The 6,000-nt window shown below is 65.5% G+C and carries 6 protein-coding genes; all 6 read right to left on the bottom strand.

The genetic code is table 11. From position 1 onward, the window contains the following. Nucleotides 1-329 precede the first annotated feature (329 nt). Nucleotides 330-1,610 carry a GTPase HflX gene (gene hflX, locus LJE91_05500; protein MCG6868191.1) on the bottom strand — a complete coding sequence of 427 codons (1,281 nt, stop codon included), beginning with the start codon at nucleotides 1,608-1,610 and terminating at the stop codon, nucleotides 330-332. A 25-nt stretch (nucleotides 1,611-1,635) separates the two neighbouring features. Further along, a complete protein-coding gene (gene hfq / locus LJE91_05495; GenBank protein MCG6868190.1) occupies nucleotides 1,636-1,884 on the bottom strand; it encodes an RNA chaperone Hfq in 249 nt (82 codons plus the stop codon). An 88-nt stretch (nucleotides 1,885-1,972) separates the two neighbouring features. Beyond that, on the bottom strand, nucleotides 1,973-2,923 hold the full coding sequence (gene miaA, locus LJE91_05490; protein ID MCG6868189.1) for a tRNA (adenosine(37)-N6)-dimethylallyltransferase MiaA: 951 nt from the start codon (nucleotides 2,921-2,923) through the stop codon (nucleotides 1,973-1,975). A 7-nt stretch (nucleotides 2,924-2,930) separates the two neighbouring features. Then, nucleotides 2,931-4,751, bottom strand: a complete 1,821-nt coding sequence (mutL, locus tag LJE91_05485; GenBank protein MCG6868188.1) for a DNA mismatch repair endonuclease MutL — start codon at nucleotides 4,749-4,751, stop codon at nucleotides 2,931-2,933. Further along, nucleotides 4,748-5,533 carry a 4'-phosphopantetheinyl transferase superfamily protein gene (locus LJE91_05480; protein ID MCG6868187.1) on the bottom strand — a complete coding sequence of 262 codons (786 nt, stop codon included), beginning with the start codon at nucleotides 5,531-5,533 and terminating at the stop codon, nucleotides 4,748-4,750. The genes mutL and LJE91_05480 overlap by 4 nt, the downstream gene beginning before the upstream one ends. 66 nt (nucleotides 5,534-5,599) lie before the next feature. Further along, nucleotides 5,600-5,953 carry a hypothetical protein gene (locus tag LJE91_05475; protein ID MCG6868186.1) on the bottom strand — a complete coding sequence of 118 codons (354 nt, stop codon included), beginning with the start codon at nucleotides 5,951-5,953 and terminating at the stop codon, nucleotides 5,600-5,602. Nucleotides 5,954-6,000 lie beyond the last annotated feature (47 nt).

Here is a 6,000-nt window from a genome sequence, read left to right as displayed (position 1 = left end):
AGGCGATTTCTGTCAAATGACATACCACCCTGCTTGTCTTTTCGTCCGTCCTCTGTGTTGCGACAACCGTTGCATAGTTCGACTATGCGCCGGTTGTCGCGCCTGGATGACGAACGATCCCGGCGCGGCGCTGTCCCTGCTTTGCTTGGGCACCGGTCTTGGGCTTCCTGCCCAAGCCGTTCACTGCTTCGCAGTTCACCCGGCGCGATCTGGTATGCCATTTTCCGGCAATCGCCTTATGTGTCGCCAGATTTCACGATCCGCCTTCGGCGGTCATCGGGGACCCGCGAACGAGCGCGGCAATGCGTGGTGCCGAGAGAGGGATTTCGTCAAACCGGAACCAGGTTCACAGGCAGGTCTTCCCGGCGCGACATCTCCTCAAAGCGCCCACGCGGCAGGGAGATCTCCAGTTCCCAGCCTCCGTCGTCCCCGGGCCGTTCGCTCACCACCGCACCCAGTTCGAACAGGCGCGCCCGAAGACGCGCGGACCCGGGACGCAGCCGCAGCAGACCGCGCACGGTCTCGCCCAGGAACCGCTCTGACAGGGCATCGTGAAGCAACTGGATACCACCCCCGGTCTGGGCCGAAAGCCAGATCCGGGAGACCCGCCCCTGCTCGTCCCGCTGCACCCGCGGTTCCAGCGCCGCCGCGTCGATCTTGTTGAAAAGCACGATCCGCGGGACGTCGACGGCGCCGATCTCCTCCAGTACGGCATCGACCTGGGCGATGCACTCGTCGGCCCGATCGTCGTTCACGTCCACGACGTGCAGCAGCAGATCCGCCTCGCGCGTCTCGCGCAGGGTGGCGTGAAACGCCTCGACCAGATCATGGGGAAGCCTGCGGATGAATCCCACCGTATCGGCCAACACCACAACGCCGCCGCGGGCCAGTTCGTAGCGGCGCAGCGTGGGGTCCAGGGTTGCAAAGAGCTGGTCGGCGGCATAGACCTCGGCCCCGGTCAGCCGGTTGAAGAGCGTGGACTTGCCCGCGTTGGTGTATCCCACCAGCGCGACGGTCGGCACCGCGGCTTTGCCACGCGCCTGACGACCCTGATCGCGCCGCGTCCTGACCTGCTCCAGACGCTTGCGGATCTGCTTGATACGCCGACCGATCAGGCGACGGTCCGATTCGAGCTGCTTCTCGCCTGGACCGCGCAAACCGATACCGCCCTTCTGCCGCTCCAGATGTGTCCATCCCCGCACCAGGCGTGTCGAGAGATAACTGAGCTGGGCAAGTTCGACCTGCAATTTACCTTCATGCGATCGCGCCCGCTGCGCGAAGATATCCAGGATCAGTTCCGTGCGGTCTATGACGCGGCACTTGCAGAACAGTTCGAGGCCACGAACCTGGCTGGGCGTCAGCAAATGGTCGAAGATGATCACGTCGGCATTGGTGGTGTCGGCCGCATCGCGAATCTCGGCGGCCTTGCCCATTCCGACGAACCGGCCCGGATCGGGGATCCTGCGCGAGCCCGTGATCAGCGCGACGCATCTTACCCCGGCGGATTCGACCAGATCGAAAAACTCACCGGGGTCGCCGCTCTCGGGCCCTTGGGTGAATTCGAGGTGAACCAGCGCGGCGTTCTCGCCGCGACGATGGCGTTCAAACAAAACAATTCCCTTTCGACTTCAAGGACTAACTCTCCTCCTCTTCGGGTTTTTCTTCCATGTAGGGAAGCTTGACGTTGCGCGAGGGTACGACGGTTGAAATGGCGTGCTTGTAGACCATCTGATTAACGCTGTTCTTCAGCAGCACCACGAACTGATCGAACGAATCGATCTGTCCCTGCAGCTTGATCCCGTTCACCAGATAAATCGCCACGGGCACGCGTTCCTTGCGCAGCAAGTTGAGGAAAGGTTCTTGCAGCGTCTGCCCTTTTGCCATTATGTCGCTCCGGTTGTTGTTATGCCAGGGGTATCCCACCCGAGTTAAATCGAAAGATTATACTACTCAGTCACCTAATTTCAGCCACTTAAGTGTAGCTCAAATGCGCGCGCGTGGCCCGCAGAATTTTATTCTGCGCCCCCGCGCCGGGTTCGAAGGGGATGAGGTTACGCTCCGATCGCAGCCAGGTCATCTGGCGCTTGGCCAGCTGTCTGGTGGCGATCACGGCACGATCGGCCATCGCATCGTAGTCCAGTACCCCATCCAGATAGTCCCACACCTGCCGGTATCCCACCGCGCGCACCGATGGGAGACCCGTTCCGAGATCGCCGCGGCGGCGGAGCACCCTGACCTCGTCCACGAGGCCTGCGCGAAGCATGCTGCGGAACCGCCCGGCGATCCGCAGCTTCAGGGCGTCGCGGTCCCCGGGGACGAGGCCGAGCTTGATGACGCGGTACGGCAGGGCACCACCCCGTGCCGCCGCATGAAACTCGCTCAGCGGCCGGCCGGTCACCTCGCAGACCTCAAGGGCCCGTTGCAGGCGCTGGGGATCATTCGGGTGTATCCGGGCTGCCGAGACGGGGTCGATTCCGCGCAGGCGCTCGTGCAGGGCCGGCCAGCCGATGCTGCGCGCCTCTGCGAGGATCCGTTCCCTGAGGCCCGGATCGGCTTGCGGCAGCTCGCTCAGTCCCCGTTCGAGCGCGCGGAAATAGAGCATGGTGCCACCAACCAGTACCGGAACGGCACCGGCCGCCACTACCGCCGCCATTTCCCGCAAGGCATCCTCGCGGAAACAGGCGGCGGAGTATGGCTGCGCCGGATCGACGATATCGATCAGGCGGTGCGGTGCCTTGCCCAGGATCTCCGGCCCGGGCTTGGCGGTGCCGATGTCCATGCCCCGATACACCATGGCCGAGTCGACGCTGATTATACCGCAAGGCACCCGACCCGCCAGCTCGACCGCCAGCTCGGTCTTTCCGCTGGCGGTCGGCCCCATGACGAAGATGGCCGGGGGCAGATCCCGCGGATCGGACGCCATTCCCGGGCTACCGGCCTCTGAGGAACAGCCGGTCAAGCTCGTGCATGCTGAGCTGCGTCCAGGTGGGCCGCCCGTGGTTGCATTGTCCGGAGCGTTCGGTGCGCTCCATGTCGCGCAGCAGGGCGTTCATCTCCGGCAGGGTCAGCCGTCGGTTGGCACGCACCGAGCCATGGCACGCCATGCCGGCCAGCACCTCGTCGACGGACGCCTCGACCCGGGTGCTGCGCCCATGCTCGACGAGGTCCGAGAGGACGTCCCGAACCAGTGCCTGCGCGTCCCCGTCCCGCAGGACCTCCGGGACACCACGAATCGCCACGGTCTCCGGGCCGATGCGGTGGACATCCAGACCCATGCGTCGCAATGCGTCCGTGTGTCCCTCGAGGGTCTCCGCCTCCTTCGGACTGACCGACACGGTCTCGGGAACCAGCATCGGCTGCGAGCGGATGCCCGAATCGTGGAAGTCCGACTTCAGGCGCTCATAGGTCACACGCTCGTGCGCGGCGTGCATGTCGACGATGACCAGGCCGGCGTCATTCTGCGCCAGGATGTAGACCCCGTGCAGTTGCGCGAGCGCGAACCCGAGCGGGGGTGGTGCGGTGTCTTCCTCCACGGCGGTGGCCATCGCGACCGCGGCACCTGCCGCACCCGCGGCCAGTTCCCCCCACCCCGGCGCGCGCTCCGAGACGCGTCCCGCCCCCAGCGGCAGCCCCCGCTGGCTGAATTCCACACCGCCGGCGACACCGACCTTGCCGCTAACGGGACCCGCTTCGACCCGGTTGGGTCCTGATCCCGTTACAGATGCCGGGGAAGACGCTGGCTGATCCGCGGGTCGCAAGGCGGCGATCGCGTTCTTCAGGGTGTGAAACAGGAAATCGTGGACGCTGCGGGTGTCCCTGAAGCGCACCTCGTGTTTGGCCGGGTGGACGTTGGCGTCCACCATTGACGGATCCATCTCCAGGTACAGGACGAAGGCCGGATGACGCCCGTGGAACAGGACATCCGCGTAGGCCTGACGCACGGCGTGGCTGACGACCTTGTCACGGACCGCGCGACCGTTGACGTAGAAATGCTGCAGGTCAGGCTGGGCGCGGGAAAAGGTGGGTTTGCCCATCCATCCGTTGAGCCGGATCCCGGACCGCTCGTGTTCGATGTAGACCGCGCTGTCGGCGAATGCCGTGCCGCAGATCTGCGCCAGGCGCGACTCCCGCGTGCGTGGTTCATCCGCCCGCTTGAGGGACAATACCGGCTTGCGGTTATGATGCAGTTCGAATCCTGCGTCGAAGCGGCTCAGCGCCAGCCGGTTGACCAGCGTCTGCATGTGCCCGAATTCCGTGCGCTCGGTCCGCAGGAATTTTCGCCGCGCCGGAACGTTGTAGAACAGGTCCCGGACCTCGACGGAAGTCCCCTCGGGGTGCGGCGCCGGGACTGGCCTGTCGAACCGCTCGCCGCCGTCTCCCTTCACCCGCCAGCCGTTCGGCTCGCCCTTCGCGCAGGCGGTGAGGGTCAGCCGTGACACCGAGGCGATGCTGGGCAGGGCCTCGCCGCGGAATCCCAGGCTCGAAACCGCCTGCAGGTCATCGAGCGAGGCGATCTTGCTGGTGGCGTGACGGCTCAGCGCCAGGGTCAGCTCCCCGGGCGGGATACCGCCGCCGTTGTCGGTGACGCGCAGGCGGCGCATCCCGCCCTGCTCGACCTCGATATCGATGCGGTCCGCTCCGGCGTCGAGGCTGTTCTCCAGCAGCTCCTTCAAGACCGAAGCAGGCCGTTCGACCACCTCGCCCGCGGCAATCTGGTTGACGAGTTGAGGGGGAAGGGCGCGAATCGTCACGGGCCGGGCCTGTTGGTCTCTTGTCTCGTTACGGGTCCCTGCGAAAGGACGGGCCACTGATCTTCGGGGCCGCCACTGTGACCGAAACCTTCCTCGTCGTACCGAACCGGTGCAGTGACGGCGGGGAACCTCATGTCGTGTGTATCGGGCTTCCACCCCAGAGGAATCGCCCTGACGTCGTGCTCGAAACCCGCTGCCGCCAACGCCGCCCGATAGCCCCTGCCGGCCTCCAGGTCGTACAGGGACCACGCGGTCCCGGAACCTGTCGGCATCGGCTCAGGGGGCCTGCCCGCCCTAAAGATCCCCGTCCCCCGCGCCTTGGCGAGCGCTTCGGTCCGCGTCCAGCCCGAGATGAAGCCCTCGGGCCGGCGTTCCGGCAGCAGATCGCGATAGCGCCGGTACTCATCCGCGGGGAAGTATCGGGCCGCCAGCCTCGCCGCATGCCTCACCGGGCAACAACGTTCCACGTCCACGCCCAGTTCCACACCGGTCGAGACCGCCAGCAGCAGCCGCTGGGCGGCAAAGGAGATGTTGAAACGCAGTCCGGTCCCGTCGAGGCCCGGGCCCAGCCGGGGTTTGCCGAAGTCTCCGATGTCGAATCGAAGCTGCGCTGACGTCGTGGCAAGGTATCCCGCCAGGATCGTGTGCGCCACGGCACGCGCGGCGTCGCCCGGGACCGATCCGGTTCGGCGTGCGGTATCGACGATCCAGACGTGGACCTCGCCGGCCTCGGGTCGACGCGGCAGGAGACCTTCACGGCGGGAGCGCGATAAACGGGACATTTCCAATCGCGAGGCTAGCGCACGGGCACCATGCAGAACGAGGACTCGCCTTTGCTCAGGTATTCCCTACACAAGGCGCCGCACCTCCTCGTTCCCCAGATCCAGTATCGTCGTCACGACGCGAAGCGCCTCGTCGGTGAATGTGTCGAGCGAGTTCCATCGATCCGAACGCTCCAGGATCCTCGACCCGTCGCGCATGGAGACGCGCAGGACATGGGAACCCTCTCCCTCGGCCTCAGGCGGGGCGCGTTCCGCGGTGACGTAGAGCCCGGGCTGCTCGTCCCCATCGATCACCGTGGCCAGGATGAAGGCGTATTCGTGCTCGTCACCCGAGGCCACCTCACCCAACACGACAATGGAATACGGACCGACCTGGAAACGCCGTTTCGGTACCGCGGTCACGATCTTTGGTGTGTGCATGAAATGCGATCCTCAGTCGCTACGGGACGCATCATCGGTCAAATCCG

This window comes from Gammaproteobacteria bacterium, assembly GCA_022340215.1.
Lineage (GTDB): Bacteria > Pseudomonadota > Gammaproteobacteria > JAJDOJ01 > JAJDOJ01 > JAJDOJ01.
Note: the sequence above shows the minus strand (reverse complement) of the source record. Positions and strands in the feature narration are given on the sequence as shown.

Bases quoted from the DNA above. Each gene is read 5' to 3' on its own strand.
- hfq (MCG6868190.1), bottom strand. From the start codon at position 1,884: ATGGCAAAAGGGCAGACGCTGCAAGAACCTTTCCTCAACTTGCTGCGC.
- LJE91_05480 (MCG6868187.1), bottom strand. From the start codon at position 5,533: ATGTCCCGTTTATCGCGCTCCCGCCGTGAAGGTCTCCTGCCGCGTCGA.
- miaA (MCG6868189.1), bottom strand. From the start codon at position 2,923: ATGGCGTCCGATCCGCGGGATCTGCCCCCGGCCATCTTCGTCATGGGG.
- LJE91_05475 (MCG6868186.1), bottom strand. From the start codon at position 5,953: ATGCACACACCAAAGATCGTGACCGCGGTACCGAAACGGCGTTTCCAG.